27 protein-coding genes are annotated in these 25,861 nt (G+C 67.2%); 20 read left to right on the top strand and 7 right to left on the bottom strand.

Features of this window, described 5'->3' with window-relative positions; genetic code table 11:
* Positions 1 to 52 precede the first annotated feature (52 nt).
* The 4 genes from fliD (at position 53) to ACQ86G_RS14045 (ending at position 3,451) form a co-directional block, all read left to right on the top strand.
* The gene (fliD, locus tag ACQ86G_RS14060) at positions 53 to 1,483 is read left to right on the top strand and encodes a flagellar filament capping protein FliD (protein WP_431261116.1); all 1,431 of its coding nucleotides are present in this window, start codon (positions 53 to 55) and stop codon (positions 1,481 to 1,483) included.
* Between the two features lie 212 nt (positions 1,484 to 1,695).
* Positions 1,696 to 2,130 (top strand): flagellar export chaperone FliS, encoded by a 435-nt coding sequence (gene fliS / locus ACQ86G_RS14055; protein WP_431261115.1) that lies wholly within the window; start codon positions 1,696 to 1,698, stop codon positions 2,128 to 2,130.
* Between the two features lie 108 nt (positions 2,131 to 2,238).
* Complete coding sequence (locus ACQ86G_RS14050) at positions 2,239 to 2,538, top strand: flagellar protein FliT (protein WP_067282807.1); 300 nt, start codon at positions 2,239 to 2,241, stop codon at positions 2,536 to 2,538.
* 97 nt (positions 2,539 to 2,635) lie between these two features.
* Positions 2,636 to 3,451 carry a flagellar brake protein gene (locus ACQ86G_RS14045; protein WP_431261114.1) on the top strand — a complete coding sequence of 272 codons (816 nt, stop codon included), beginning with the start codon at positions 2,636 to 2,638 and terminating at the stop codon, positions 3,449 to 3,451.
* Between the two features lie 117 nt (positions 3,452 to 3,568).
* On the opposite strand, the gene fliE is transcribed toward ACQ86G_RS14045, so the two are convergent.
* A complete protein-coding gene (gene fliE, locus ACQ86G_RS14040; RefSeq protein WP_231993099.1) occupies positions 3,569 to 3,889 on the bottom strand; it encodes a flagellar hook-basal body complex protein FliE in 321 nt (106 codons plus the stop codon).
* A 163-nt stretch (positions 3,890 to 4,052) separates the two neighbouring features.
* Here fliE and fliF point away from each other — a divergent pair, with 163 nt between their 5' ends.
* From fliF to fliR, 13 genes are all read left to right on the top strand, one after another.
* Positions 4,053 to 5,786: a flagellar basal-body MS-ring/collar protein FliF gene (fliF, locus tag ACQ86G_RS14035; protein WP_431261113.1), complete on the top strand. Its 1,734-nt coding sequence runs from the start codon at positions 4,053 to 4,055 to the stop codon at positions 5,784 to 5,786.
* Between the two features lie 48 nt (positions 5,787 to 5,834).
* Complete coding sequence (fliG, locus tag ACQ86G_RS14030; RefSeq protein WP_088403390.1) at positions 5,835 to 6,830, top strand: flagellar motor switch protein FliG; 996 nt, start codon at positions 5,835 to 5,837, stop codon at positions 6,828 to 6,830.
* Between the two features lie 39 nt (positions 6,831 to 6,869).
* On the top strand, positions 6,870 to 7,733 hold the full coding sequence (locus tag ACQ86G_RS14025; protein WP_431261112.1) for a FliH/SctL family protein: 864 nt from the start codon (positions 6,870 to 6,872) through the stop codon (positions 7,731 to 7,733).
* Positions 7,730 to 9,154: a flagellar protein export ATPase FliI gene (gene fliI, locus ACQ86G_RS14020; protein ID WP_431261111.1), complete on the top strand. Its 1,425-nt coding sequence runs from the start codon at positions 7,730 to 7,732 to the stop codon at positions 9,152 to 9,154. Before ACQ86G_RS14025 ends, fliI begins: the two co-directional genes overlap by 4 nt.
* 34 nt (positions 9,155 to 9,188) lie before the next feature.
* On the top strand, positions 9,189 to 9,659 hold the full coding sequence (gene fliJ, locus ACQ86G_RS14015) for a flagellar export protein FliJ (protein WP_088403387.1): 471 nt from the start codon (positions 9,189 to 9,191) through the stop codon (positions 9,657 to 9,659).
* Between the two features lie 33 nt (positions 9,660 to 9,692).
* Entirely contained in the window at positions 9,693 to 11,171 is a 1,479-nt protein-coding gene (locus ACQ86G_RS14010; RefSeq protein WP_431261110.1) for a flagellar hook-length control protein FliK, read from the top strand.
* A 136-nt stretch (positions 11,172 to 11,307) separates the two neighbouring features.
* Positions 11,308 to 11,889: a flagellar basal body-associated FliL family protein gene (locus ACQ86G_RS14005; RefSeq protein ID WP_067276206.1), complete on the top strand. Its 582-nt coding sequence runs from the start codon at positions 11,308 to 11,310 to the stop codon at positions 11,887 to 11,889.
* A 25-nt stretch (positions 11,890 to 11,914) separates the two neighbouring features.
* Positions 11,915 to 12,916: a flagellar motor switch protein FliM gene (fliM, locus tag ACQ86G_RS14000; RefSeq protein ID WP_067276207.1), complete on the top strand. Its 1,002-nt coding sequence runs from the start codon at positions 11,915 to 11,917 to the stop codon at positions 12,914 to 12,916.
* On the top strand, positions 12,909 to 13,349 hold the full coding sequence (fliN, locus tag ACQ86G_RS13995) for a flagellar motor switch protein FliN (RefSeq protein ID WP_088403384.1): 441 nt from the start codon (positions 12,909 to 12,911) through the stop codon (positions 13,347 to 13,349). Before fliM ends, fliN begins: the two co-directional genes overlap by 8 nt.
* A 65-nt stretch (positions 13,350 to 13,414) precedes the next feature.
* The gene (locus ACQ86G_RS13990) at positions 13,415 to 13,780 is read left to right on the top strand and encodes a FliO/MopB family protein (RefSeq protein WP_431261109.1); all 366 of its coding nucleotides are present in this window, start codon (positions 13,415 to 13,417) and stop codon (positions 13,778 to 13,780) included.
* Positions 13,781 to 13,793: 13 nt separating this feature from the next.
* Entirely contained in the window at positions 13,794 to 14,606 is an 813-nt protein-coding gene (gene fliP / locus ACQ86G_RS13985) for a flagellar type III secretion system pore protein FliP (protein ID WP_431261108.1), read from the top strand.
* A gap of 60 nt (positions 14,607 to 14,666) precedes the next feature.
* Entirely contained in the window at positions 14,667 to 14,936 is a 270-nt protein-coding gene (gene fliQ, locus ACQ86G_RS13980) for a flagellar biosynthesis protein FliQ (protein WP_088403381.1), read from the top strand.
* A 49-nt stretch (positions 14,937 to 14,985) separates the two neighbouring features.
* Positions 14,986 to 15,750, top strand: a complete 765-nt coding sequence (gene fliR, locus ACQ86G_RS13975; protein ID WP_431261107.1) for a flagellar biosynthetic protein FliR — start codon at positions 14,986 to 14,988, stop codon at positions 15,748 to 15,750.
* A gap of 54 nt (positions 15,751 to 15,804) precedes the next feature.
* On the opposite strand, the gene ACQ86G_RS13970 is transcribed toward fliR, so the two are convergent.
* The 6 genes from ACQ86G_RS13970 to ACQ86G_RS13945 all read right to left on the bottom strand — a co-directional run bounded on the left by ACQ86G_RS13970 (position 15,805) and on the right by ACQ86G_RS13945 (position 22,412).
* Entirely contained in the window at positions 15,805 to 17,121 is a 1,317-nt protein-coding gene (locus ACQ86G_RS13970) for an ABC transporter permease (RefSeq protein ID WP_431261106.1), read from the bottom strand.
* 2 nt (positions 17,122 to 17,123) lie between these two features.
* Positions 17,124 to 18,293, bottom strand: a complete 1,170-nt coding sequence (locus ACQ86G_RS13965) for an ABC transporter permease (protein WP_431261105.1) — start codon at positions 18,291 to 18,293, stop codon at positions 17,124 to 17,126.
* A 40-nt stretch (positions 18,294 to 18,333) separates the two neighbouring features.
* On the bottom strand, positions 18,334 to 19,044 hold the full coding sequence (locus tag ACQ86G_RS13960) for an ABC transporter ATP-binding protein (RefSeq protein WP_431261104.1): 711 nt from the start codon (positions 19,042 to 19,044) through the stop codon (positions 18,334 to 18,336).
* A gap of 43 nt (positions 19,045 to 19,087) precedes the next feature.
* Positions 19,088 to 20,305, bottom strand: coding sequence for an efflux RND transporter periplasmic adaptor subunit (locus tag ACQ86G_RS13955; protein ID WP_431261103.1), 1,218 nt, complete (start codon positions 20,303 to 20,305; stop codon positions 19,088 to 19,090).
* 302 nt (positions 20,306 to 20,607) lie between these two features.
* Complete coding sequence (locus ACQ86G_RS13950) at positions 20,608 to 21,255, bottom strand: response regulator (protein ID WP_088403375.1); 648 nt, start codon at positions 21,253 to 21,255, stop codon at positions 20,608 to 20,610.
* On the bottom strand, positions 21,252 to 22,412 hold the full coding sequence (locus ACQ86G_RS13945) for a histidine kinase (RefSeq protein WP_431261102.1): 1,161 nt from the start codon (positions 22,410 to 22,412) through the stop codon (positions 21,252 to 21,254). Before ACQ86G_RS13945 ends, ACQ86G_RS13950 begins: the two co-directional genes overlap by 4 nt.
* A 283-nt stretch (positions 22,413 to 22,695) precedes the next feature.
* On the opposite strand from ACQ86G_RS13945, the gene ACQ86G_RS13940 reads away from it, so the two are divergent.
* The 3 genes from ACQ86G_RS13940 to ACQ86G_RS13930 all read left to right on the top strand — a co-directional run bounded on the left by ACQ86G_RS13940 (position 22,696) and on the right by ACQ86G_RS13930 (position 25,799).
* On the top strand, positions 22,696 to 23,154 hold the full coding sequence (locus tag ACQ86G_RS13940; RefSeq protein ID WP_067276237.1) for a hypothetical protein: 459 nt from the start codon (positions 22,696 to 22,698) through the stop codon (positions 23,152 to 23,154).
* A gap of 121 nt (positions 23,155 to 23,275) precedes the next feature.
* Positions 23,276 to 23,638 carry a response regulator gene (locus tag ACQ86G_RS13935; RefSeq protein ID WP_067068294.1) on the top strand — a complete coding sequence of 121 codons (363 nt, stop codon included), beginning with the start codon at positions 23,276 to 23,278 and terminating at the stop codon, positions 23,636 to 23,638.
* Positions 23,639 to 23,657: 19 nt separating this feature from the next.
* Positions 23,658 to 25,799, top strand: coding sequence for a chemotaxis protein CheA (locus ACQ86G_RS13930; protein WP_431261101.1), 2,142 nt, complete (start codon positions 23,658 to 23,660; stop codon positions 25,797 to 25,799).
* Positions 25,800 to 25,861: the final 62 nt, after the last annotated feature.

The following is a 25,861-nucleotide window of genomic DNA, read 5'->3' as shown; positions in this document are numbered from 1 at the left end:
TTCCACGAGGGGAGCCGGGCCACGGTGGTCAGGGTCACAGGGAGCAAGAACGATGGCATCCATTACTTCCGCCGGTCTGGGCAGCGGCCTGGACGTCGAGAGCATCGTCACGAAGCTGGTCTCGCTCGAGAAGCAGCCGATCACGGATCTCCAGACGCGCACCGACACGATCAAGACGCAGATCTCCGAATACGGGAAGATCAAGAGCGCCTTCAGCACGATGCGCGACGCAGCCGCCAAGCTGGCCAATCCGTCGACCTGGGCTGCGCTGACCGCGACCTCTTCCGACACCTCGATCGCCACGGTCATCGCGGGCAACGGTTCCGGCGCGGGCTCTTACTCGATGTCGGTCACTTCGCTCGCAGCGGCGCAGTCCAACGCCAGCACGGCCTTCGGGAACAACGCCACCGTCGGCTCCGGCACGATGACCATTGAGCTCGGCCAGTGGGGCGGCACCGTCGCCAACCCGACTTTCACGAGCAAGGATGGCAAGACGCCGGTCAGCATCTCGATTTCCTCGACCGACACGCTGGCCAACATCCGCGACAAGGTGAACGCTTCGGGCGCCGGCGTGCTGGCGTCGGTCGTGACCGACGCCTCCGGCTCGCGCCTGGTGATCCGATCCAAAGACACCGGCGAAGCCAATGGCTTCCGCATCACCACGGCCGACGACGACGGCAACAACGGCGACACCGGTGGCCTGTCCGCCCTGGCTTACGACCCGACTGCCGGCATCAAGAACTTTGGAAACAACACGGCAGCGGCGAATGCCGTCCTGAAGATCAACGGGCTGGACATCAACTCGGCGACCAACAACATCGAGGGCGCCGTCGACGGCCTGACGATCAATCTTCTGAAAAAAGGGGATTCGACCATCACCGTCGGCCAGGACAAGGACAGCGTCAAGAAGGCGATCACCGACTTCGTCACGTCGTACAACAGCCTGATGACGCTGATGCGCAACGACACCAAGTACGACGACACCAACAAGACCGCTGGCGCGCTCCAGGGCGACAGCACCGCGGTCGGCCTGCAGAGCCAGCTGCGCAACATCACGGCGTCGGGCAGCACCCTCGGCGGCCAGTTCGGCCGGCTGTCGGACATCGGCATCGACATCAACGCCGACGGCACGATGAAGGTCAACGACACCAAGCTGACCAGCGCACTGGGCAGCATGGGCGACCTGAAGAACCTGTTCATGGGTGTGGACAGCAGCGATGCGAACAACAACGGCATGGCCACGCGCTGGCGCGGCTTCGCCGACCAGGTCACCGGCTTCGACGGCTCGATCACGACCCGGACCACCGGCCTGCAATCGCGCGTGACGGCCAACGGCAAGCGCGTCGACGAGCTCAACGACCGCGCCGACGCCTACGAGAAACGCCTGCGCGCGCAATACACGGCGCTGGACACGCAGATGGCCAAGCTCAACGACATGCAGAGCTACGTCAGCAAGATCACCAGCATGCTCAGCAGCAGCTGACGCGGCGGCGGCGGTCGGGGACGGAACAGGGCCGTCGTCACCGCCCTTCTCCGGCGCTTCGAAAAGAGCACCGACAAGCCTCCTCACGGAGGCTTTTCCTTTTCTTCACGCAGGCAGAATTTCGAGACAAATTCGACACGGGGGAGGCTCAAGTTGGGCCGGCGGGGGCCGAAAACTGATTCAAGCACTTCAGCACACCGCAGCAACAAATCATGTACGGCAACTCCTCCCCCTTCGCCTCCCACGGTCAGCGCGCCAGCAGCATGTACAACCGCGTCGGCGTGGAAACGGACGTGATGACGGCCTCGCCGCATCGCCTCGTGAGCCTGCTGCTGGACGGCGCCTTCGATTCGATGACGCAAGCCATCGGCGCGATCCGCTCCGGCAATGTCGAAGTGAAGAACCGCAGCCTGAGCCGCGCGGTCCGCATCCTGGACGAAGGCCTGAAAGCGGCCCTCAACCTGGAATCGGGCGAGCTGGCCCTGGACCTGCGCGACCTGTACGCCTATATCTGCACCCGGCTGACCTACGCCAACCTGCGCAGCGACGACGTCGCGATCGAGGAATGCGTGAAGCTGCTGCAACCGATCAAGGAAGCCTGGGCCAGCATCGCCCCGGCCTCCGCCGACCAACGCGCCGCGGCCTGAGCCCCGGACCCCGCCCTTCAGCCTGACGACTTGAGAAGTTCCATGTCCAAGTACACCGCCAAGCCCCAGACCTCCGCCGCCCACGCCGCCCCGACCCCGGACCGCCTCATGAGCACCCAACTGTTGAGCTATTACGAAGCCATCGAACAAGCCAGCGCCGACATGCTGAGCGCCGCCCGTTCGGGCAACTGGGACGAAGTGGTGAAGCTCGAAGGCGCCTGCGTGCTGCTGATCTCGCAGCTCAAGCATGCGGCCTCCAGCCAGAACCTGGGCCCGGACGAAGCGCAGCTCAAGACGCGCATCATGCAGCGCATCCTGGTCAACGACGCGGAGATCCGCCACCTGGCCGAGCCGTGGCTGGAAGACCTGGACCAGCTGATGAAGGGCAAGTCCAAGACGGTCCACTGATCAGCCGGCGGATCGGCTTCCTCCGACCGCCCGGGCGATCCGAGACATCGGTCACGCGACCGGGCTCGGGACTCACGACAGCGCCGCGACCGGCCCCTTGAACGGATGGGGTTGGCGCGGCGTTTGCCTTGGGGATGCGAGAGAATTTTCCCAACGAATCCTGCCGGATGCTGGCCTTGAGCGACCTGAAGCTATCCACGAGCCCCCCGACGCCGCGGACACCGATTTCCGGATGGACGCGCCCGGTGAAATCATGAACTGGCTGCGCGAGCTGCTGCAGTCCCAGGCGCGCATCCAGCTGTCGACGCCAGACGGCGAAGCGATCCACACGGTGCTGCGGGCACTGGACACGCCGCACGGGATGCTGACGATGGAGGCACCGCAGGTCGGCGACACCCTCGCGCCGGTGCTGGCCAGCGACGAGCTGGTGGCGACGGCTTTCCTGGACAAGATCAAGCTGCAGTTCGACGTGTCCGGGCTGGTGGCCATCCGCGGCGACGGGGCGGAAGTGCTGCGATCGCCGGTGCCCCTGCGCCTGTACCGCTTTCAGAGGCGTCAGGCTTACCGGGTCGCCTCGGCCGGGCAGCTCTACCCGGCACTGAAGCTGGCCAACCCGGATCTGCCCCGCATGCGCGTGATGAACGTGAGCGCAGGCGGCATCGCGCTGCAATGGCCGGCGAACGTGGTCCCGGTGCCGCAGGCAGGCGAGGAGATCAGCGGCACGTTGGAGCTCGAGCGCGAAGTCAGTTTCTCCGCGCTGCTGAGAATCCAGCACATGTCCGACAGCGACCAGGGCGCGCCGCACCATGCCGGCTGTGCCTTCGTCTCCCTGGCCCCCACGGCGGCCCGCGCGCTACAGATCTTCATCGACCAGGCGCAGAAACGAGAACGATTGATGCGGCGCAGCATCTGACTGCTGATGGCAAGATAGGTCGCCAAATGAACAAAGTCGCCCGAGAGGCGGCTTTTTCGTTCGTGATGCGGAGATCCAGCGGAGCATCAACACGCGTTGCACGCGCCAAGACCTCGCTTACACCTGCATGTTCATGATTTCCGAGTAGGCGGACACCAGCCGGTTGCGCACCTGCAGCGTCGCCTGGAAGCCGATCTGCGCCTTCTGCATGGCGACCATGGTCTCTTCCAGGCTGACGGTCGGATTGTCGAGCTGGACCTCCCGCTGCAGCCGCGACGCCTCGTTCTGCTGCGTGCTGACGGACTTCAACGCCGAGCTCATCGCATCCGCGAAGCTCGCACCGCCCGACGCGGCCTTGGCCACCGGCTGACCCTGGGGGGTCAGGCCGGCGCGTGCCACCGCGTTGGCGAAGTCGAAGGGTTTGAGTTTCAGGTCCACGGAACGCATCGTACGGATCCGCAGGCCGTCCATAGCTCCGAACTGGGGGGCCTTCTTCGGCCTGTTCCCACCATTCTTGAGGCCGTCCATCGAAATAATCCAGTCCTGTGTCGAGGCGTCCGCCTGGGCACTCCGTTCGACACCAGCCGTACACCACCGCCCCATGGACAACGCCCTGAGCAGCCCCGCCGCCGGACTCCCCGAGGTGCAGCAGACCGCCAAACCGGCCGGCCTGCCCGCCCGTCTGGCGGCGATGCCCGCCAAGAGCAAGATGATGCTCGGCGGCGGCGTGGCCGCGCTGCTGGCGGTCATCGTGGCGATGTCGATGATGACGGCCAAGCCGGACTACCGGCCGCTGTTCTCCGGCCTGTCCGACAAGGACGGCGGCGCCGTCATCGCGCAGCTGTCGCAGATGAACGTGCCCTACCGCAACGACCCGGGCGGCGTCATCATGGTGCCCGCCAACCAGGTCTACGACCTGCGCATGAAGCTGGCCTCCGCCGGCCTGCCCAAGGGCGGCATCGTCGGTTTCGAGCTGATGGACAAGCAGTCCATCGGCCAGACCGCCTTCAACGAGCGGCTGAACTTCCAGCGTGCGCTCGAAGGCGAACTGACCCGCACCATCACCGCCATGGCCGACGTCGCCGACGCGCGCGTCCACCTGGCCATGCCGCAGCAGAACGGCTTCTTCCGTGAGCAGCAGAAGCCCAGCGCCTCCGTCATGTTGACGCTGCGCGGCGGCCGCACGCTGGACCGCGCCCAGATCGCCGGCATCGTCCACCTGGTGTCCTCGTCGGTGCCGGAGCTGAACCCCAAGGCCGTCAGCGTGCTCGACAGCACCGGCGCCCTGCTTTCCCAGAACCCGGACGGCAACGCCATCGGCCTGGACAGCCAGCAGCTGCAATACAAGCAACAGATCGAAGCCAACCTGAACAAACGTGTCGCCGAGCTTCTGGAACCTGTCGTCGGCCGGGACAACCTGCGCTCGACGGTCACCGCCGACGTCGACTTCAGCCAGGTCGAATCCACCGCCGAGGAATACAAGCCCAACCAGGGTCCGAACACGCAGAGCAGCGTGCGTCGCCTGACCTCGGAAGAACAATCCGGCGGCTCTGCCGGAGTACCCACGGGCGTGCCCGGTGCGACCAGCAACCAGGTCCCGCCGCAGGCAGCCGCGCCGATCAACGGTCAGGCCCAGCAGCTGCAGCCGGCCGGCCAGTCCGGCGGCACGCAGAACCTGCGCCGCAACAACGACACGCAGTTCGAGCTCGACCGCACCGTGCGCGTCACCCGCAATGCGATCGGCCAGATCCGTCGCCTGAACGCCGCCGTCGTGGTCAACCAGAAGACCGTCACCGACAAGAACGGCAAGACCTCCAGCCAGCCGCTGTCCGAGAACGAGATCCAGAAGCTGGACTCGCTGGTCAAGGAAGCGCTGGGCTTCTCGCAGGAGCGCGGCGATTCGATCAAGGTCATCAGCACCCCGTTCGTGTCCGACAAGATCGAGAACGCCGACGTGCCGCTGTGGCAGCAACCGTGGCTGCGCGACGTCGCCCGCGACTTCGCCGTGCCCGCCGCCCTGGTGCTGGTCGCGCTGATCGCCGTGTTCGGGCTGGTTCGCCCTGCTCTCAAGGCGGCTTTCCCGCCGCCGGCCGAACAGAAGGACGACACTGCCAGCAACAACGCGCTCAGCGTGGTCGAGGACGAACAGCTGGCGCTCGGCGGCCCGCGCGGTCCTGGCGGTCTGCCGGCCCTGGAGGCGCCGATCTCGAACGACAAGCTCGAGCGCGCCCGCCTGCTGGCCAAGGAGAACCCGATCGCGGTGGCCAACATCATGCGCGCCTGGGTCAACGGCGAGGAGCTGGAAACGGCCGCGCCCGCCGGTGGCCGCCGCTGAACCCCGACGACCAAGCACGCCCACCCGGATCGATAGCGAGACACCACCATGGACGACAAAGGCGTAGAAGACGCAGCCATCCTGCTGATGTCGCTGGGCGAGGAGGAAGCCTCCGAGGTCTTCAAGCACCTCGCGCCCAAGGAAGTGCAGAAGCTCGGCGAGACCATCGCCAAGATGAAGGTCGTGCCGCGCGAGCGCGTCGAGCGCGTGCTCGACAAGTTCGATCTGGTCGCCGAGACCCAGAGCACGCTGGTCAGCGACACCGACGAGTACGTCCGCTCCGTGCTGCGCAAGGCGCTGGGCGAGGACAAGGCCAACCTGCTGCTGGACCGGATCCTGCAGGGATCGGACGTCTCCTCGATCGAATCGCTGAAGTGGATGGATCCGGGTTCGGTCGCGGAACTGCTGCGCAACGAGCATCCCCAGATCGTCGCCGCCATCCTGTCGCACCTGGACTTCGACCAGAGCAGCTCGGTGCTGCGGGTCTTCACCGAGCGCCAGCGCAATGAGGTGCTGATCCGCATCGCCACGCTGGACGGCATCCAGCCGATGGCGCTGAAGGACCTCAACGAGGTCATGGGCCAGATCCTGGCCGGCGGCGAGCGCATGAAGAAGTCCAACCTGGGCGGCGTCAAGACCGCGGCCGAGATCATCAACATGATGGGCACCAGCGTCGAGGCGTCGGTGCTGGACTACATCCGCGAGGCCGACTCCGACCTGGCGCAGAAGATCATGGACAACATGTTCACGTTCGACGACGTGGACAAGATCGACGACCGCGGCATCCAGGCCATCCTCAAGGAAGTGCAGTCCGAATCGCTCATCGTCGCGCTCAAGGGCGCCGGCCCGGAGCTGCGCGAGAAGATCTTCCGCAACATGTCCTCCCGCGCCGCCGAGACGCTGCGCGAGGACCTGGATTCGCGCGGCCCGGTCCGCCTGTCCGAGGTCGAGGCCGAGCAGAAGGAAATCCTCAAGGTCGTCCGTCGTCTCGTCGACGAAGGCCAGATCGTGCTCGCCGGCGGCGGCGACGACCAGTTCCTGTAATACGCTGGTCGCTTCTTCCGCCGACGGACACCCGCCACGATGGTCACCCGCCCTCCCCGTCAAGTTCCGCCACCGCCGCGCGCCGATGGCGACCAGCAGCGCGGCAGCACCTACGGCCGCATCATTCCCCGCGAGGAGCTGTCGGGCTTCGCCGCGTGGAATCCGGGCGCGCTCGATGGCGGCGCCGCCCCGCGCCGTCCCGCGGTCACCGCGCCCGCCCCGGTCGAACCGCCGCCTCCGCCGCCTCCGCCGGGTCCCAGCGTCGAAGAACTGGTGCAGCAGGCGCGGCAGGCCGGGTACCAGGACGGCTACCGCGATGGCATGGCCGCGCTGGACGCCTTCAAGCAGAGCTTCGCCAAGCAGATCAGTGCCCAGGTGGGGCAACTGGTCGCCAGCTTCGACCAGGACCTGTCCGCGATGGAACAGGACATGGCCGACGCGCTGGCGCGCACCGCCGTCGAACTGGCCCGTCAGGTCGTCCGCAATGAACTGGAGACGGCGCCGGAACTCGTGGCCAAGGTGGCGCACGATGCCGTCGAGGCCCTGCTGATCAACGCCCGCCACGTCCGCGTGCGCGTGCATCCCGACGACCTGCCGCTGGTGCTGGACGGCGCCGGCCAGGAGCTGCGCGCCCGCGAGGCCCAGGTCATCCCCGATCCCTCGATCGCCCGGGGCGGCGTCAAGGTCGATGCCGACATCTGCAGCGTCGACGCCTCGCTGCCGGCCCGCTGGCAGTCGGCGGCCGGCGCGCTCGGTCAGACCTCCGTCTGGGAGAACCGCCGCAGCGCCGCCGATGAACAGCGGGATGCCCGGCTGGACTTCCGCCTCGAGCCCACACCCAGCCAGTACGGCGGCCTGCCGCACGGCGCCAATCAAGGCGCGTCCGAGGACCGCGAATCATGAGCGCCCGTACCGACCGCTGGCGCCAGTACTTCGACGACCTGCAGGCCTTCGCCGGCAACGCGCCGCCGATCGAGCCGCAGGGCAAGCTGGTGCGCGTCGCCGGCCTGGTGCTGGAAGCCACCGGCGTGAAGGTCCCGGTCGGGTCGGTCTGCGAGATCCACATGCCCTCGACCGCCGCTTCGCCGCGTCGCGGGCAACGCCCGGTGACGGCGGAAGTCGTCGGCTTCTCCGGCGACCGCGCCTACCTGATGCCGACCGACGAGATCCAGGGCCTGGCCAGCGGCGCGATGGTGCTGCCGCGCCCCGCCGCGCTGCACGGACCCGCGCTGGGCGAGGAACGCCATCCCTGGCGACGCGACGAGGACCGCGGCCTGCATCTGCCGATGGGCGACGGCCTGCTGGGCCGTGTCGTCGACCCGCAGGGGCATCCGATCGATCGCCGCGGCCCGCTGGCCGAGATCCGCGACGAACCCATGGTCCGCCGCCCGATCAACGCGATGGACCGCGACCCCGTACGCCGTCCGCTGGACACCGGCGTCCGCGCCATCAATTCGCTGCTGACCGTCGGTCGCGGCCAGCGACTGGGCCTGTTCGCCGGCACGGGCGTCGGCAAATCGGTGCTGCTGGGCATGATGGCCCGCTACACGCAGGCGGACGTCATCGTCGTCGGCCTGATCGGCGAACGCGGCCGCGAAGTGAAGGAATTCATCGAGGACATCCTCGGTGAGGAAGGCCTGCATCGCAGCGTCGTCGTCGCAGCGCCGGCCGACGCGCCGCCGCTGCTGCGCATGCAGGGCGCGACCTACGCCACCGCGATCGCCGAGCATTTCCGCGACCGCGGCCAGCACGTGCTGCTACTGATGGATTCGCTCACCCGCTACGCGATGGCGCAGCGCGAGATCGCCCTCGCGATCGGCGAACCACCGGCGACAAAAGGCTATCCGCCTTCCTGCTTCGCGAAGCTTCCGCAGTTGGTGGAACGCAGCGGCAACGGCCTGGCCGGCGAAGGATCGATCACCGCCTTCTACACCGTACTGTCCGAAGGCGACGACCAGCAGGATCCGATTGCGGACGCCGCCCGAGGCATCCTCGACGGCCACATCGTGCTCAGCCGCGAGTTGGCGGAGAGTGGGCACTACCCTGCGATCGACGTGGAACGGTCCATCTCGCGCGTCATGACCAGCGTGGCCGACAAGCGCCACGTCGAACTGGCGCGCCGTTTCCGGCAGCTCCTGGCGAAGTACAACAAGGCGCGCGACCTGATCCAGCTGGGCGCCTATCAGCCCGGCCACGACCCCGAGTTGGACATGGCGGTCCGCCTGCATGGCGACATGGACCGATTGCTCCAACAAGACATGCATTCCCCCGCTTCTTTGAACGATTGCCTCAATCAGTTGACCGCCACACTTAACTTTGCGTGATAGCTGCCGACATCCGTAAAGCGAGGTCATCGACATGAGTAGTTCCAATCTGCAGGCCCTGACCGTTCTCCTCGAACGCGCGGAGGCCGAGCGCGATGAAGCGCTGCGTCATCTGCAGGACGCGCAGTCGCGTGCGAACGCGGCGCGCAACCAGCATGACCAGTTGTCGCAGTACCGCACGGACTACCGCACCCGCTGGTCGCAGGAATTCGCCCAACGGACGACCGTGCAATTGCTGGGCTGCTATCAGAACTTCGGCCAGCGCCTGGACCAGGCCATCGGTCAGCAGGGCGGCATCGCCGACTACGCCGACCAGCGCCTGTCCGCCGCCCGCGACCTGGTGCGCGAGCGCGAACTGCGCGTCGCCTCGGTGCGCAAGCTGATCGAGCGCCGCCGCGCCGAGACGCTGCGCAGCCAGATGCGCCAGGAGCAGCGCGCCACCGATGAACAGGCCGCCCGCGCCGCCTCGCGCGGCGGCAACCCGATGTCCCGGCTGGTCGCCTGATCGCGACCCGGTCCACCCGGAACCTCCCTCGCCATGACGCAGATCCAGAACATGAACCCGATGCCGGGCGCCCTCGGCGGCCTCGGCGCGAACAACCCCGCCTACACCGGTCGCAAGGACGGCGCGTCGACAGACTTCTCCCGTCTGCTGAACCAGAGCAACCAGCAGTTGCAGGATCAGTCGGCGCAATCGGCCAAGACGACCATGGCGAAGCTGCAATCCCAGCAGCTGGCGAGCCAGCAGATGCAATCGCAGCAGCAGTCCCGGCAGCTGGAAGCCCAGCAGCAGGCGCAGCGCCAGGAGTCGGCACAGCCGCCCAAGCCCATGTCACCGCCGCCGCGTACGCCTGAGAACACCGCCGCGAAAGACGAGAACAAGCTCGCCGCGCGCAATGCCGCCGCCCGCAACAGCGCCAGCAAGGCCGAAGACGCCAAGACCCCGACCCGCGCGACGAAGTCGGATCCGGCCACTGCCGGAGAAGCAACGGACGTTGCTGACGCTGCCGATGCCTCGGACCCAGCGGACACCGCCCGGACCGATGCCGCCAGCGGCAAGGACGCCGAGCGCGTCGTTGCCAAGGATGACGAAGGCAAGGACAAGAAGGCCGCCAAGGACGCGAAGGACACCGGCGCGACCGCTGCCGAGCAGATCCTGGCGATGCTGCGCGGCGACGCGCCCGTCGAGACCAGGGCCCAGCCGCGCGCCGGCACGGCCGAAGGCGACGAAGCAGGCACCGACGCCCTGCCCGGCGGCGCCAATGCCCAAGGCAAGCAACAGACCACCGGCGACGTCCTGCGCGAGCGCCAGCAGCTTCAGCGCGAACTGAGCCAGGCCGCCGCGGGCACTGCCAGCGCGGTCGAAGGCGCGGACAAGTCCGCCCAGACCGACGCGCTGCACGCCGCGTCCAGTGGCGCGCACGAGATCTCGATGGGCGACGCGGCCGCCAAGGGTCCGCAGCCGAGCTTCGAGGCGCTGCTCGCCGCGGCGCAGCAGACCGGTGCGGCGTCCAGCACTTCCGGCGCCGATGCGACGTCCGCGACCCAGGCCCCCAGTGTCCCGCTCAGCCACCCGCTGGACAGCCCCGACTTCGCACCGGAACTGTCCGCCAGCGTCAGCCTGCTGATCCAGGACGGCGTGCACGAAGCCCAGCTCCAGCTCAATCCGACCGAGATGGGCCCGGTATCGATCAACATCCAGCTCGACGGCCAGCAGGCGCAGGTGAACTTCCATGCCCAGCACGCCGCGACCCGCGAGGTGCTGGAACGCAGCCTGCCCGATCTGGCGGCAGCCCTGCAGGCGCAGGGCTTGACCCTGAGCGGCGGCGGGGTGTTCGCCCAGTCGCAGTCCAGCGGCGGCCAGAATCGTGGCGACGGTTCCGCCGACGGCACGTCCAACGGCCATGGTCGTCGGAGCGGTCGCGGCCAGGGCTCGGACGACGACGGCGCCATCGCCGCCACCGGCCGGTCGGAGCGCCGTTCCGCACCGCGCGGCCTGGTCGACCTGTACGCCTGACGATCCCCGAGTCTGACCGGAATCCGCCGCCTTTTCGCGCGTTGAGCGCTTTGGCGGCGCTTCACAATGGGAGACATTGCCGGGTCACCAGATCCGGTTCCCCGACAACGTCCCTCTTTTCATCACCGGAGCGCCCATGGCCACAGCCGCCGCAGGCAACGACGCCGCCGTCAAGGGTGGCGGCAAGAAGAAGCTGATCATCATCGTCGCCATCGTCCTGGTGGTGGTGCTGGTGGGCGTCGCCGCGTTGCTGATGATGAAGAAGAAGTCGCATGCCGACGACGAGGAAGGCGCCGCCGCCGAGGAGAAGCCCGCGGCTGCCGCCCACGCCAAGCCGGGCACGCCGCCGACCTTCGTCCCGCTGGACCCGTTCACGGTGAACCTGGCGGACAAGGAAGTCGACCGCTTCGCGCAGGTCGGCATCACGCTGGAAGTCGCCGACGCGCATTTCGCCGACCAGCTCAAGGCCTACATGCCGGCGATCCGCAACAACGTGCTGCTGGTGCTGTCGCACAAGACCTCGGCCGAGCTGCTGAGCGCCGAAGGCAAGGAAAAGCTGGCCAAGGAAATCCGCCGCGAGGCCGTGCGCCCGATGGGCATCGAGCTCGACGACGAGGATGAGGACGAGGACGCCGCGCCCAAGAAGAAAAAGAAGAAGAAGCGCCAGGTCGAAAGCCCGGTGACGCAGGTCCTGTTCTCCACCTTCATCGTGCAGTGACGGGCCGCACAGCAAGGAGCGCGCGATGAATCAGCAGATCCTTTCCCAAGACGAAGTCGATGCCCTGCTGCAGGGCATCACCGGCGAGAGCCAGAAGCTCGAGGCCGAAGAGGTCCAGACCGGCGGCATCCGCGAGTACAACCTCGCCAGCCAGGAACGGATCGTCCGTGGGCGCATGCCCACGATGGAGATCATCAACGAACGCTTCGCGCGCAACATCCGCATCGGGCTGTTCAACTTCATCCGCAAGAGCCCGGAAGTCGCCATCGGCGGCATCAAGGTGCAGAAGTACAGCGCCTTCCTGCGCGAGATCGTCGTCCCGACCAACTTCAACATCGTGTCGGTGAAGCCGCTGCGCGGCAGCGGCCTGATCGTCTGCGACCCGACGCTGGTGTTCGCGGTGATCGACTCGCTGTTCGGCGGCATCGGCAAGTTCCACACCCGCATCGAGGGCCGGGACTTCTCCGCCACCGAGCAGCGCGTGATCCTGCGACTGGTCGAAGTGATCATCCAGGAGTACACCAAGGCGTGGAAGGGCATCTATCCGCTGGAGCTGGAATACCAGCGCTCGGAGATGCAGCCGCAGTTCGCCAACATCGCCACGCCCAGCGAGATCATCGTGTCCACCTCGTTCACGCTGGAAATCGGCGAGACCAGCGGCACGGTGTACTTCTGCATCCCGTATTCGACGCTGGAGCCGATCCGCGACGTGCTGTACAGCACCACGCAGGGCGACTCGAGCGAACCCGACCGCCGCTGGGTCAACCTGCTCAAGCACCAGATCCAGTCGGCCGAGGTCGAACTGGTGGCGGAGCTGGCCAAGGCCCCCGCGACCGTCGAACAGCTGCTGGCCTTCAAGCCGGGCGACTTCATCGAGCTGGACCTGGAGCAGATCATCCAGGCCAAGGTGGACGGCGTGCCGGTGTTCGATTGCCATTACGGCACCTCGAACGGCAAGTATTCGATCAAGATTGAAAAGATGCTGACCGGCCCGGATGCCGGCTGGCTGGGAGCCCGCAATGGCTGACAACACCCCGATGGACGAACAGGACGCGATGGCCGCCGAATGGGCGGCGGCGCTGGCGGAAGCCGGCGGCGGCGGCAGCGAGGTCGCGGCCGAAGTGCAGCAGGTGACCGAGCAGGTCGCGCCGGCGGCCTTCACCAACTTCTCGCCGACGCCGGGCAACCTGCCCGGCAGCGACATCAACATGATCCTGGACATCCCCGTCCAGCTCACGGTTGAACTCGGTCGCACCCGGATTCCGATCAAGAACATCCTGCAGCTGGCGCAGGGCTCGGTCGTCGAGCTCGACGCACTGGCCGGCGAGCCGATGGACGTGCTGGTCAACGGCTACCTGATCGCCCAGGGCGAGGTCGTGGTCGTGAACGACAAGTTCGGCATCCGCCTCACCGACATCGTGACGCCGTCCGAACGGATGCGGCGCCTGAGCAAGGCATAACCTGACCCCTGATCAGCCCCACCCCGGTGGGGCTGATGCGTTTCAGGGACGCATAATTCAGCGCCATGAACAACAGCCTCGTCCCCCTCCTCTGGTTCCTGGCCATCCTGGCCCTGATTCCAGTCGTGCTGTGGCTCCTCAAGCGCACGCCCTTGGGCGGTGGCGCGTTGGGCGGACAGCTGCGCACCGTCGCGCAGCTGGTGATCTCGCCAAGCCAGCGACTCGTGATCGTCGAGGTCGGCCAGGACGAGGACCGCCAATGGCTGGTGCTCGGCGTCACTGGCCAGCAGATCCGCACCTTGCACGTGATGCCGCCACAGGCCGACGCCGGCGCGGCGCTGCAGGCGGCGCAACCGTCGTTCTCCTCGATGCTCAAGCGCAGCCTGGGCGGCAGGCACGCCGATGGCCCCGGGTCCAATACCTCGGTCTGATCGGGAACGGCGCATGACCGCTTCGACCTCGAACGCCCCCACTCCGCATGAGCCCCGCCGCCGGCGGCTGTCGCGGCGCGCTCTGGGCATCGCGGGCGTGCTCGCGCTCGGCAGCTTCGGTGCTGCGGCCTGGGCCCAGCAAGGCGGCGCACCCGCCAGCGTGCCGCTGATCATCGGCCAGGGTGCGGGGGGCAACAGCTACTCGGTGCCGATCCAGACCCTGCTGTTCTTCACCGCGCTGGGCTTCCTGCCGGCGGTGCTGCTGATGATGACCGGCTTCACCCGGATCGTGATCGTGCTGTCGCTGCTGCGCCAGGCGCTGGGCACGCAGGCGGCGCCGCCGAACCAGGTGATCGTCGGCCTGTCGCTGTTCCTGACCTTCTTCGTGATGAGCCCGACGCTGGACCGCGTCTACGCCGACGCTTACCAGCCCTATCAGGCCGGACAGATCGGCTTCGAGGTCGCACTCGACCGCGCGCAGGTGCCGATGCGCGCCTTCATGCTCAAGCAGACGCGCCAGTCGGACGTCGCGCTGTTCGCCAAGCTCGCCAAGCTCGAACCCAACGTCGCGCCGGAGAACGTGCCCTTCCGCGTGCTGGTGCCCGCCTTCGTGACCAGCGAGCTGAAATCGGCGTTCCAGATCGCCTTCCTCATCTTCATCCCGTTCCTGGTGATCGACATGATCGTCTCCAGCGTGCTGATGAGCCTGGGGATGATGATGCTGTCGCCGGTGCTGGTGTCGCTGCCGTTCAAGCTGATGCTGTTCGTGCTGGCGGACGGCTGGAACCTGCTGCTGGGCTCGCTGGCGGCGTCGTTCGCGCAGTAGCGGCGCACCCGTCTCCGCGCCAAACCGACGCCACCCCGGACGCGATACCAAGGACAAGTCATGGATGCACAACAGGTCTTCTCGGTCGGTCAGCAGGGCCTGTACGTGCTGCTGATGGTCGCGGCGCCGATCCTCCTGACGGTGCTGGCCGTCGGCGTGCTGGTGTCGGTGTTCCAGGCGGCGACGCAGATCAATGAATCGACGCTGTCGTTCGTGCCCAAGATCGTCGCCGCGGTGCTGGTGCTGGCGGTCGCGGGCCCCTGGATGATCACGACGCTGGTCGAGTACATCCAACGCACGCTGCAGAGCATTCCGCAGGCGCTGGGCTGAGCCTGGCGCCCGCGCGCCGCCCGGCCCGATTCCACGGTCTTCGATCCCGATGATCTCCTTCAGCGAAGCGCAACTGCTCGCCTGGATCAATCCGGTCCTGTGGCCGTTCATCCGCACGCTGGCCCTGTTCGCCGGGATGCCGGTGTTCAGCCAGCGTCAGGTGCCGGCGCGCGTGCGCATCGGGCTGGCGCTGTTCATCGCGGTGGCCGCACAACCGTCGCTGCCGGCGATGCCGGTGATCCCGCTCGACTCGCTGCCGCAGCTGCTCGCCGTGACGGGGCAGCAGTTGCTGATCGGGCTGGCGATGGGTTTCGCGGTGCGGGTGGTGTTCGCCGCGCTCGAGTTCGCCGGCGAACTGATCGGTCTTCAGATGGGGCTGAACTTCGCCGGCTTCTTCGATCCGTCGACCGGCTCGCAGGGCACGTCGACGTCGCGTTTCCTCGGCTCGATGGTGGCCTTCCTGTTCGTCGCGATCAACGGGCACCTGATGCTCATCAATTCGCTGGTCGAGAGCTTCCAGGCCTTCCCGGTCGGCGAGGAGCCCTTCCGCTTCCTGCGCATCGCGCAGCCGCAGGTGTGGGGCGCGGAGATCTTCCGCATGGGGCTGTGGATCGCGCTGCCGCTGATCACGATGCTGATGTTCGTGAACCTCGTGCTCGGCATCATCTCGCGCGTGGCGCCGCAGCTGAACGTGTTCTCGGTCGGTTTCCCGCTGACCGTCAGCATCGGCCTGGTGGGGCTGGTCGCGACACTGCCGCTGATGCATCAACCGTTCATGATCGCGCTGGAAAGGATGCTGGCGGCGTTCAACTGACCGCTGCGGCATCCACACCGGCCGATGCTTCCCAGCAACGGCCGGTTTCCTCTTTCAGAGCTCGCGCAGCGCGGTGGTGACCGGCAGGCTCGCCGCCCGCACTGCAGGGAACAGGCCACCGATGAAGCCGATGGCCAGGGCCCACTTCAGCCCTTCCCACAGCAGCTGCCCCGAGACACGCAGCTCGAAACTGAGCTTGCCCACGGCGCCGGCGCTCATCGTCGAGGCCGCATGGCCGTTGAACAGCAGGTAGGCGACCGCACCGCCGATGACGCCTCCGAGCGCGGCCAGCAGCATCGTCTCCAGCATCACCGCCACCACCACCGGCAGTCCGGGGAAGCCGATCGCCCGCAAGGTCGCGATCTCGCGCGCCCGCGTCGCCACCGCCGCGAACATGGTGTTCAACGCGCCGAAGATGGCGCCGATCGCCATGATCGTGCCGACCACGATGCCGATGATCCGCAGGATCTTGGTCATCTGCTCGGACTGCTTCGAGAAGAACGCGAGCGTCGTCGACGTGTCGACCTTCAGCTGCGGATTGCCGTCGAGGGCCGCCTTGAAATCCTTGAAGGCCTTCGCATCGGTCAGCTTCACCGTCACCGAGTTCCGGCTTGCGCCGCGACGGTAGGTCTCCGCGACCACGGGCGCATCGGCCCACAGCTCCGAGTCCATCGAATCGCCGGACGCGAACACACCCGTCACCGTCCACATCTGGCTGCCCATGCGGATCTGCTTGCCGGGTTCCAGGCCTTCGAACTGACGCGCGGCGCCTTGGCCGACGATCATCTCCTTCAGACCCGGCTGGAACTTCCGGCCCGCGACGATCTTGACCTGAGGACGTACCGCGAAGGCTTCATCGCCCACGCCGCGCACCTGGACGCTGCCCTCTTCATCGGTCTTCGTGCCCTTCACAGGGAGGTTGGCAGCGACCACGGTCTCCGCCGAGGCCAGAGGCTCGCCCTTGGCGCTCTTCGCCACGCCCGGCGCCTGCGCGATCTGCACGATGTCGTCCCGGGTCATCACGGAGGCCACCTCCGCCGCCGAACCGCCGCGCAGGACGATGGCGGTGTCTTCGCTGCCGGACTTGCGCAGCGTCTCCGCATAGCCCTCGGCCATCGCCAGCAACGCCACCAGCACGCCGACCACACCCGCGATGCCCACGACGATCACCGCCGACGAGCCGATCCGCTGCGAAAGCGTGCTCACGCCGACGCCGGTCACCGAGCGCGCCTGCGCGCCCCGCCGCGTCAGCAGCATCCACAGCGCCAGCAGCACCGCCACCCCGACGGCGCCGAACCACGGCAGCATCACCCAGCCCACCAGCACGAGCGCCAGCAGCACGAGCAGTCCCAGGTTCTTCAGGAATTTCATGATCACGCCCTCCCCGCCAGCGCGTCGGTGATGTTGAGCCGCATCGCGTTCAGCGCCGGCAATGCGCCGACGATCACGCCGAAGAGCACCATGAAGCCGACCCCCATCGTCCAGCTGCGCAGCCCGGCCGCCGGCAGATTCAACGCGCCGCCGCTGCCAGCGCTGACCACCGGTCCGATCACGCTCGCCAGTGCCAGCCCGATCACGCCACCGATCACCAGCAGCAGCACCGACTCCGCCAGCACCATCGCCAGCACGCTGCGCCCGGAGAATCCGATCGTCTTCAGCACCGCGATCTCGCTGGTACGCTCGCGCACCGCCTGCATCATCGTGTTGCCTGAGAGCAGCAGCAGCGTGAAGAACACCGCCCCCATGATCGAGCTGACGATCAGGCCGATGTCCGCGATCTGCTTCATCCAGGAGGCCATCGCCGCCTGCTCGGTCTGCGTGCGGGTCTCATGGTCGGAGTTGGCGGAGATCGCGTCGATCGCCTTGGCCACGCGATCCGCCTGGTTCGCATCGGCGACACGCGTCACGTACCAGCCGACCTGGCCCTGGTTGTAGGGCGTCGTGTCGTCGAAGTACTTCCAGTTCAGCAGGAACAGCTGGTCGTACCAGCCGCCTGCCTTCTTGTCCGCGGAGCCGATCATGCCGACGACCTCGAACTGCCAGTTCTTGCTGCCGTTGCGGTCGGGGAAGATCGTCGACTGCAAGGGGATCTTGTCCCCGACCTTCCAGTTGAAGCGCTTGGCCAGCCGTTCACCGACCAGCACCCCGATGCGTGTCGACGCGAAGGCCTGGCGCGCCTGCGCGCTCACGACCATCTCGGGATACGCGTCCAGGTAGTTCGGCGCGACCGCGAAGCTCACGACCTGGTTGTGCGGGTCCTGGTAGGCGCCGCCGAACCAGTTCGCGAAGGTCACGGTCTTGGCGCCATCGACGGCCTGGATGCGCTGTGTCAGCGCCATCGGGAGCGTCTGGATGAACGACAACCGCGAGCCGGTCTGCAGCCGCGACGCGCCGTTGGCCGACTGGCCGGCCTGGTCGAAGGAGGTGCGGACCGCGTCCAGCAGCCCGAACAGCAGGAACGCGGTGATGATGGACACCAGCGTCAGCACCGTCCGGAGCTTGCGCCGGAACAGCGCCGCCCAGATGAGGTGAAGGTATTTCATGGCGAGCCCTTTCTTGGGACTTGACCCGGACGCCGCGGCGTCAGGCGGTCGCGGAGACGGTCTGCTCGACCAGCGTGCCCTTGTCCAGGTGCAGCGTCTGGCGGGCGCGCTCGGCGGCCTTCGGATCATGCGTGACCATCACGATGGTCTTGCCATGGTCGCGGTTCAGCGCCTGCAGCAGCGCCAGCACGTCCTCGGCCGATTGACGGTCCAGGTCGCCAGTGGGTTCGTCGCAGACCAGCAGGGTCGGGTCGGAGACGATCGCCCGCGCGATCGAGACGCGCTGCTGCTGGCCGCCGGACAGTTCCGTCGGCTTGTGGCTGGCGCGGTCCGACAAGCCCACCAGTTGCAACGCGATCGCGGCGCGCTTCTTGCGCTCTGCCGCGGACAGCTTGGTCAGCAGCAGCGGCAGCTCCACGTTGCGCTGCGCCGAGAGCGTCGGCATCAGGTTGTAGAACTGGAACACGAAGCCCACGCGGGCCGCACGCCACTTCGCCAACGCCGCGGAGCTGAGCTGGTCGATGCGCTCGCCGCCGATGGCGATGCTGCCGCCGCTGGGCTGATCCAGCCCGCCGATCAGGTTCAGCAGCGTCGTCTTGCCGGAGCCCGACGGCCCCATCAGCGCCAGGAATTCGCCCTCGCGCACGTCGAGGTCGATGTGGTGCAGCACTTCCACTTTCTGCTTGCCTCGGGTGTAGACCTTGGACAGGTCACGGATCTCGATCAGGTTGCTCACGGTGACTCCTCGCATCAACGGTTCATTCACTGGGCCCGGGGCGCGCGGCCCTTGCAGCTCACTCGCCGGCCTTCAGCTTGATCGGGCCGCCGTCCACCAACTGTTCCGGCGGATCCAGGACGATGGGCTCGCCGGCCTTGAGGCCGTCCAACACCACCGCCTGCTCCCCCACCGGCGTTCCCTGCTTCACCTTGCGCGCCGCGGCGTTCTGCCCGACGACGACGAAGACCACCGGCACACCATCCCGGGCCGTGACGGCGGATTTCGGCACCAGCACACCCGGTGGCGGCGCGGTCTTCGCATCCGCCTTGGCGGCCAGGAAGGACACGCGCACGCCCATGTCGGGCACCACGCGCTGGTCCTTCTGCTCCAGCGCCACACGCACCTTGACCGTCGCCTTGCCGCGGTCGGCTGCCGGCACCACCGCAATCACGTGCGCGGGGATGCGCCAGTCGGGATAGGCGTCCAGCACCGCTTCGGCCGGCATGTCACCCTTGACCTGGCCGATGTAGGCCTCGTTGACATCGACGTCCACTTCCAGCGACTCCATGTCGACGATGGTGCCGACACCGGTGCGGGTGAAGCCACCGCCCGCGGACAGCGGGGAGACGATCTCGCCCACCTGGGCCGCCTTGGCGGTGATGACGCCCGCGAACGGCGCCTTGACCACGGTGTAGTCGAAGTTGACCTGCGCCTGCGTGGCCTGCGCCGTCGCGGCGTCGGCCTCGCGGCGACGCGCTTCCAGCTGGGCCGCGGTGGTCATCACCGCGGTGCGCGCCTGTTCAGCGGCTTGCTTCGTGGACATGCCGCTCGCGGCCAGTTCATCCTGGCGCCTCAGGTCGGACTGGGTCTGCGCCAGTTGGGCTCGCGCGGCGTCGATGTTGGCCTGGGCACTCTTGACGTTGGCGCGCGCCATGTCGAGCGCCGCGCGCAGCGCGTGATCCTCCAGCCTCGCCAGGACCTGACCCTTGGCGATGCGGTCGCCTTCCTCGAAGAGCACCTCGGTCAGGGTCCCCGTGATCTGCGTGGAGACCGTGGCCGAGCGACGTGCGGTCACATACCCGGTGGCCTGCAACACCGCGCCGCCGCCGGCGCCGCTGCGAGCCTGCGCGTTGGCGGTCGCCACCTCCGGCACCTGCGACTGGGTCCACCACCACCAGGCGCCACCGGCCAGCAGCCCGAGGACCACCAGCACCCCCACCAGTACCCAGACCCACGCAGGCGGTCCCCCGCCGTGGTCCTCGCGCTCGTTCCCCTGGATGCGCAGCTCTTTCAACAGTGCGGTATCGATGACGGCCCCCTGTGTGTCAGTACGGGGCGCATTCTCCGAGGCGCCCCCTCCTCGTCAAGGCGGACTTGCGATGAATGGCGGCTGGCTGGCGTGAATGTCCCCCGAGGACGACGAACGGCAGGGGCGGTTTTCGACAGGTCTTCGGAGGCCTTCGGGCGGCCAAGCGCGGGCGCTCCACGGGGCATGGGGCCTCGCGTCCGCGAACCCCAAGCCCCATTCCGGCCCCAGCTCCGCTCGCTGACTTCACGCGATCGGAACGTCAGGGACAGGCGTTCGGGCCCCTTCGATCAGCTCTCGACCAGCCCGTTGCGGATGGCGTAGACGGTCAGTTCGGAATTGTTGGACAGCGCCAGTTTCTCCAGGACACGAGCCCGGTACACGCTCACCGTCTTCGGGCTGAGCATCAGCTCCTCGGCGATGTCCGACAGGCGCTTGCCCGACGCGATCATCACCAGCGTCTGGAGCTCGCGGTCGGACAGCTTCTGGTGCGCCTGCTCCGGCGCCGGCGCGGTCAGGCTCTCGACCAGCATCTGAGCGATCTCGGGCGTCACGTACTTGCGGCCCTGCGCCACCGTGCGCACCGCCTGCACCAGCAGTTGCGGATCGCCACCCTTGTTCACGTAGCCGAAAGCCCCGGCGCGCAGCGCGCGGATCGCGTACTGGTCCTCCGGATACATCGAGACGATCAGCACCCGCGTCGTCGTCCCCTCGTCCTTGAGCACGTGCAGCACGTCCAGGCCGCTGCGGCCCGGCATGTTGATGTCCAGCACCAGCACGTCGCACTGCTTGTCGACCGGCAGCGTGCGCATCAGGCTGCGCAGCTCGCCATAGTCGCCGGCCTCGCCGACGACCTCGATGTCGGGCGCGTCGGACAGCGTGTCGCGGATCCCGCGGCGGATCAGCGCGTGGTCGTCGCAGAGGATGACTTTGATCATAGGGCGCCCCATGAGGAGGGATCATGGCCGCCGCCGGCCGGGATCGGCTCGCCGTCGTCATCGAACTCGAACTCACCGAACACGCCCCGTAGCGGCACCGACAGGATCAGCGCCGTGCCCTGCAGGCCGCTGCTCAGGTCGACCCAGCCACCCACCGTCGCCGCGCGCTCGCGCAAGCCGCGGATGCCGAAGCTGCGCGCCTTGCTCAGGTCGCCCGGCGCGACGCCGTGGCCGTTGTCCTTGATCTCCAGCGTCAGCACACCGCCCTCCATGCTCAACTCCACGTCGACCTTGGTCGCCCCGGCATGCTTGGACACATTGGTCAGCGCCTCCTGCGCGCAGCGGTAGGCCACGAGCGGGACGCCCGCCGGCAGCTGGAACTGCTCGCCGACATGCCGCACCGCGGTCGCGATGCCAGTGCGGCGCTCGAAGCGCGCGGCCAGCCACTGCACTGCTGCCAGCAATCCCTGTTCCAGGATCGCCGGACGCAGGTTGTGCATGATGCGCTGGCTCGACTCGATGGCGCTGGTCACCGTCTCCAGCGCCGACTGCACCCGCTGCTGGACATCCTCGTCCTTGCTGTGGCGTGCGATCCAGGCCAGATCGAACTTCAGCGCCGTCAGCGAGCCCCCCACATCGTCATGGATCTCCCGGGCGATCGCCGCCCGCTCCATCTCGACGCTGGTCTGGAGGTGCCCCGCCAGTTCGTGCAGCTGCTGCTTGGACTTGAGCAGTTCGCGGTCGGCTTCCTGCCGGGCGAGCTGGGCTTCGAAGGACTCGATCGCATGCAGCAGCGCCGGCGCGAGCCGCGCCAGATTGTTCTTGAGCAGGTAGTCCGACGCCCCGGTGCGCATCGCCGCGACCGCCGTGTCTTCGCCGATCTCACCCGATACCAGCACGAACGGGAGCACCAGTTGCCGCTGCTTGATCATGTCCAGCACGACCAGGCCCGAAAACCCCGGCAGGTTGTAATCGGAAATCACCGCGTCCCAGGTCCGGTCGAGGGCCGCCTCGATATCGGGCAACGTGTCCAGTCGCGTGATCTCGAATCGCAATCCAGCCCGTTGCAACTGGGCCAGGATCAGTTGGTGATCCAGGTCGGAATCCTCGATATGAAGCAGGCGCAGAGAGCGCTCGGCCAGGGGGAGAGTCGGCATGGCCGGGAGTATGCCAAGTTTGTCGCGCATCCCTCATCTATGCAGGGAACCCCCACGTTTTATTCATCTGGAAACCGTAGAGTCTTGGGTTTACCCTTATCGATATTTGTCACGGTCCCGTCGATGAACTACCGATCTGAGCTATTGGGATGACTTTGCACGGTTAGTCCCGTCGACAGATGCGTGGCAAACGCCGAAGATTCTTGCCAGCCGACCAGTCCGGGCGCATGTTTGAGTTGGGCAGACATGAAGACGCACCAGGACACCCCTAAGTGGAGCCAAGATGCAAATCGATGAGACGTCGGTCGAGCCGGAAGGCACAGGACTGATGCCGCTGCTCGCCGCTGCCGAGCTGCAGGACCATCTGATGACGGTCAACAACGATCTCGAGCGCCTGCAGCGCCTGCTCGACGACGCCTGCGAAGCGTTGTCGACGCATTTCTTCGGCGCATCGAGCCTGGTGGACCAGATGCGCGAGCGCCTGCCGGAAGCGAAGGACCAGGACGCGCTGCAGCAGCTGATGCTGCATCTGGCCGGGGCGATCACCGCGTTGCAGTTCCAGGACATGTCGACGCAGTTGATCGCGCATACCAGCCAGCGCCTGCGCAACTGCTCGGACCAGCTCGCCCGGGACACCTTCGGGGACGACGAGGACGGCATGGCCGTCGTCGAGACCGCCCCGCTGCGTCCCAATCCCGTCACGCAGGACGAGATGGACGCCGGTTCGGTGGAACTGTTCTGAATGTTCACCCGATCCGTCCGTTAGGTCACGAAATCACCGGGCACCGTCACCAGACCGCCCTCAAGGTCCTCAAGAATCTTCAGGTCCACCCGAAAACCGCTTGTCATCCGGAGAACTCAAAATGCCCTCGATCCTCGCCGTAGACGATTCGGCCTCCATGCGCCAGATGGTCTCGTTCACCCTCAAGAATGCGGGTTTCAACGTCGTGGAGGCGGTGGACGGGCAAGATGCCTGGGAGAAGTCGTCGCAACGCGATTTCGACCTGGTGCTGACCGACCAGAACATGCCCCGGATGGACGGCATCAGCCTCACCAAGAAGCTGCGCGACAACCCCAAGTTCAAGACCACGCCGATCCTGATCCTGACCACCGAGTCCAGCGATCAGATGAAGCAGGCGGGCCGCGCGGCCGGCGCCACCGGATGGCTGGTGAAGCCTTTCGACCCGGCCAAGCTGATCGAAGTGATCGGCAAGGTGATCCGCTGAAGGCTAGCTGGAGAGATTCATGGGAGATATGACCTCCGAGGGCGCAAACCTGGGCGCAGGCATCGACCTGAGCCAGTTCTACCAGGTCTTCTTCGAGGAAGCCGGGGAGAACCTCGACAACATGGAACAGCTGCTGCTGAACCTGGACATCGAGAATCCGGACGACGAGCAGATGAATGCCATCTTCCGTTGTGCCCACTCGATCAAGGGCGGCGCGGCGACGTTCGGCTTCAACGACGTGGCGGAACTGACGCACCAGATGGAGACGCTGCTGGACAAGCTGCGTCGCCATGAACTGGCGCCGACCTCGCCGATGGTGGACGTGCTGCTGCAGTCCGGCGACGCGCTGAAGGCGCAACTGGCCCGACATCAGGGCTCGGGCGCCGACGCGGTGGACACCTCCGCGCTGCTGAGCAGCATCCGCACGCTGGTGGAAGGTGGCACGCTGGACGGCGCGCGCGCCCCGGCACCCGCCGCCGCGCCGGCACCGGCGCCGGCCCCGAAGGCGGCCGCTCCGGCCACGGCGCCGATCAAGTCGACCGTGCGCCAGCTCGAACTGCTGGTCGGTCCGCTGACCGACGCCGGCCAGGCGGACAACCTGGTCGAGCTGTTCAAGGAAATCACCGACCTCGGCACGATCGAGCCGCTGGACGGCGGCATCTCCGCCGACGGCATGCGCCGCTTCAAGGTGCTGACGAGCAGCACCGACAACGATCTGCTGGACCTGTTCACCTTCCACGTCTCGCGCGAGCAGGTCAAGCTGATGCCGCTGAGCGAAGGTTTCGGCTTCCATGAAGGCGCGCCCGGCGCCCCGATGGAGACCAAGAAGGACGAGGACCCCGGCTACGGCTTCTTCGACGACGCGCCCGGCGTGCCGGAAGCGACGGCCGCCGAAGTCAAGGCAGAGGCGCCCAAGGCCAGCGTGCCGGTGCCTGCCGCCAAGCCGGCCGCGCCCGCGCGCACCGAGGTCGCTCCGCGCGCCGGCGGCGCGAGCCCGGACCAGTCCACGCTGCGCGTGTCGGTCGAGAAGGTCGACCAGTTGATCAACCTGGTCGGCGAGCTCGTCATCACGCAGGCCATGCTGGCGCAGAACAGCCGCAATCTGGACCCGGGGCTGTACCAGCAGCTCGCGTCCGGTCTGGCCGACCTGGAGCGCAACACGCGCGACCTCCAGGAATCGGTCATGTCGATCCGCATGATCCCGATGTCGGTCGTGTTCAACCGCTTCCCGCGCATGCTGCGCGACCTGGCGGCCAAGCTCGGCAAGAAGGTCGAGCTGGTCACGCAGGGTGAAGCCACCGAACTGGACAAGGGCCTGGTCGAGAAGATCACCGACCCGCTGACCCACCTGGTGCGCAACAGCTGCGACCACGGCATCGAGTCGCCGGCCGACCGCGCCGCCAAGGGCAAGCCCGAGCAGGGCACGATCACGCTGGTGGCATCCCACCAGGGCGGCTCCATCGTCATCGAGGTGCGCGACGACGGTCGCGGGCTGAATCGCGAGAAGCTCATCCGCAAGGCCCGTGAAAAGGGCATCGACGCGCCGGACACGATGACCGACCAGGAAGTCTGGGGCCTGATCTTCGCGCCGGGCTTCTCGACCGCGGACCAGGTCACCGACGTCTCCGGCCGCGGTGTCGGCATGGACGTGGTGAAGAAGAACATCACGTCGCTGGGCGGCACGGTGGAGATCGACTCCGCCGAAGGCTACGGCATGAAGGTCTCGGTCCGTCTGCCGCTGACGCTGGCCATCATGGACGGCATGAGCGTGGGCGTCGGCGAAGAGGTCTACATCCTCCCGCTGTCGTCGGTGGTCGAGTCCTTCCAGGTCCAGTCCGACACGATCAAGACCGTCGGCGGTTCCGGCCGCGTGGTCGAGGTCCGCGACGAGTACATGCCGGTCGTCGAGCTCGAACAGGTCTTCAACGTGCCGCGCTTCGACTTCGAGCACGTCAGCTCGATCATGGTCGTCGTCGAGGCCGAGGGCGGCCGTGTCGCGATGCTGGTGGACGAGTTGCTCGGCCAGCAGCAGGTCGTCGTCAAGAACCTGGAGGCGAACTACCGCAAGGTGACGGACGTCTCGGGCGCGACCATCATGGGCGACGGTCGCGTGGCACTGATCCTGGACGTGGGCAGCCTCGTGCGCCGCTCGCGTCATTGAGATCCGCCGTCATTGTTGAATCAGGGCGGACGTCGGCCGGCTGGCCGGCGCCCAACGCATAA

Origin of the sequence: Roseateles chitinivorans (assembly GCF_050632145.1) — a bacterium.
Lineage (GTDB): Bacteria > Pseudomonadota > Gammaproteobacteria > Burkholderiales > Burkholderiaceae_C > Roseateles > Roseateles chitinivorans_B.
Note: the sequence above shows the minus strand (reverse complement) of the source record. Positions and strands in the feature narration are given on the sequence as shown.

Coding starts and splice junctions, on each gene's coding strand:
- ACQ86G_RS13950 (WP_088403375.1), bottom strand. CDS start 21,255: ATGATCAAAGTCATCCTCTGCGACGACCACGCGCTGATCCGCCGCGGG.
- ACQ86G_RS13945 (WP_431261102.1), bottom strand. CDS start 22,412: ATGCCGACTCTCCCCCTGGCCGAGCGCTCTCTGCGCCTGCTTCATATC.
- fliM (WP_067276207.1), top strand. CDS start 11,915: ATGAATCAGCAGATCCTTTCCCAAGACGAAGTCGATGCCCTGCTGCAG.
- fliR (WP_431261107.1), top strand. CDS start 14,986: ATGATCTCCTTCAGCGAAGCGCAACTGCTCGCCTGGATCAATCCGGTC.
- ACQ86G_RS14025 (WP_431261112.1), top strand. CDS start 6,870: ATGGTCACCCGCCCTCCCCGTCAAGTTCCGCCACCGCCGCGCGCCGAT.
- fliQ (WP_088403381.1), top strand. CDS start 14,667: ATGGATGCACAACAGGTCTTCTCGGTCGGTCAGCAGGGCCTGTACGTG.
- ACQ86G_RS14005 (WP_067276206.1), top strand. CDS start 11,308: ATGGCCACAGCCGCCGCAGGCAACGACGCCGCCGTCAAGGGTGGCGGC.
- fliD (WP_431261116.1), top strand. CDS start 53: ATGGCATCCATTACTTCCGCCGGTCTGGGCAGCGGCCTGGACGTCGAG.
- ACQ86G_RS14010 (WP_431261110.1), top strand. CDS start 9,693: ATGACGCAGATCCAGAACATGAACCCGATGCCGGGCGCCCTCGGCGGC.
- fliG (WP_088403390.1), top strand. CDS start 5,835: ATGGACGACAAAGGCGTAGAAGACGCAGCCATCCTGCTGATGTCGCTG.
- ACQ86G_RS13930 (WP_431261101.1), top strand. CDS start 23,658: ATGGGAGATATGACCTCCGAGGGCGCAAACCTGGGCGCAGGCATCGAC.
- fliP (WP_431261108.1), top strand. CDS start 13,794: ATGACCGCTTCGACCTCGAACGCCCCCACTCCGCATGAGCCCCGCCGC.
- ACQ86G_RS13970 (WP_431261106.1), bottom strand. CDS start 17,121: ATGAAATTCCTGAAGAACCTGGGACTGCTCGTGCTGCTGGCGCTCGTG.
- ACQ86G_RS13965 (WP_431261105.1), bottom strand. CDS start 18,293: ATGAAATACCTTCACCTCATCTGGGCGGCGCTGTTCCGGCGCAAGCTC.
- ACQ86G_RS14050 (WP_067282807.1), top strand. CDS start 2,239: ATGAGCACCCAACTGTTGAGCTATTACGAAGCCATCGAACAAGCCAGC.
- fliF (WP_431261113.1), top strand. CDS start 4,053: ATGGACAACGCCCTGAGCAGCCCCGCCGCCGGACTCCCCGAGGTGCAG.
- fliI (WP_431261111.1), top strand. CDS start 7,730: ATGAGCGCCCGTACCGACCGCTGGCGCCAGTACTTCGACGACCTGCAG.
- fliN (WP_088403384.1), top strand. CDS start 12,909: ATGGCTGACAACACCCCGATGGACGAACAGGACGCGATGGCCGCCGAA.
- ACQ86G_RS13960 (WP_431261104.1), bottom strand. CDS start 19,044: ATGCGAGGAGTCACCGTGAGCAACCTGATCGAGATCCGTGACCTGTCC.
- ACQ86G_RS13940 (WP_067276237.1), top strand. CDS start 22,696: ATGCAAATCGATGAGACGTCGGTCGAGCCGGAAGGCACAGGACTGATG.
- fliJ (WP_088403387.1), top strand. CDS start 9,189: ATGAGTAGTTCCAATCTGCAGGCCCTGACCGTTCTCCTCGAACGCGCG.
- fliS (WP_431261115.1), top strand. CDS start 1,696: ATGTACGGCAACTCCTCCCCCTTCGCCTCCCACGGTCAGCGCGCCAGC.
- ACQ86G_RS13990 (WP_431261109.1), top strand. CDS start 13,415: ATGAACAACAGCCTCGTCCCCCTCCTCTGGTTCCTGGCCATCCTGGCC.
- ACQ86G_RS13935 (WP_067068294.1), top strand. CDS start 23,276: ATGCCCTCGATCCTCGCCGTAGACGATTCGGCCTCCATGCGCCAGATG.